This window comes from Clostridium sp. C8-1-8 (assembly GCF_009928445.1).
In the GTDB taxonomy this organism is placed as follows: Bacteria; Bacillota; Clostridia; order Clostridiales; family Clostridiaceae; genus Clostridium_AR.
This window is the reverse complement of record NZ_JAABNO010000085.1, coordinates 1-475: the sequence shown is the minus strand read 5'-3', so window position 1 is coordinate 475 and position 475 is coordinate 1. Positions and strand designations below refer to the sequence as shown.

The window sequence follows — 475 nt, the reverse complement described above, 5'->3', positions numbered from 1 at the left end:
GTCGTGAGATGTTGGGTTAAGTCCCGCAACGAGCGCAACCCTTGTTGTTAGTTGCCATCATTCAGTTGGGCACTCTAGCGAGACTGCCGGTGACAAACCGGAGGAAGGTGGGGATGACGTCAAATCATCATGCCCCTTATGACCTGGGCTACACACGTGCTACAATGGGAAGTACAACGAGTTGCGAAGTCGCGAGGCTAAGCTAATCTCTTAAAGCTTCTCTCAGTTCGGATTGCAGGCTGCAACTCGCCTGCATGAAGCCGGAATCGCTAGTAATCGCGGATCAGCATGCCGCGGTGAATACGTTCCCGGGCCTTGTACACACCGCCCGTCACACCACGAGAGTTTGTAACACCCGAAGTCGGTGAGGTAACCTTTTGGAGCCAGCCGCCTAAGGTGGGATAGATGATTGGGGTGAAGTCGTAACAAGGTAGCCGTATCGGAAGGTGCGGCTGGATCACCTCCTTTCTAAGGA

The 475-nt window shown here is 53.9% G+C and carries 1 rRNA gene; it reads left to right on the top strand.

The window, feature by feature from the left end:
• Window positions 1-468: ribosomal RNA gene (locus GXK57_RS26220) — 16S ribosomal RNA — on the top strand; the annotation flags it as partial.
• Window positions 469-475 lie beyond the last annotated feature (7 nt).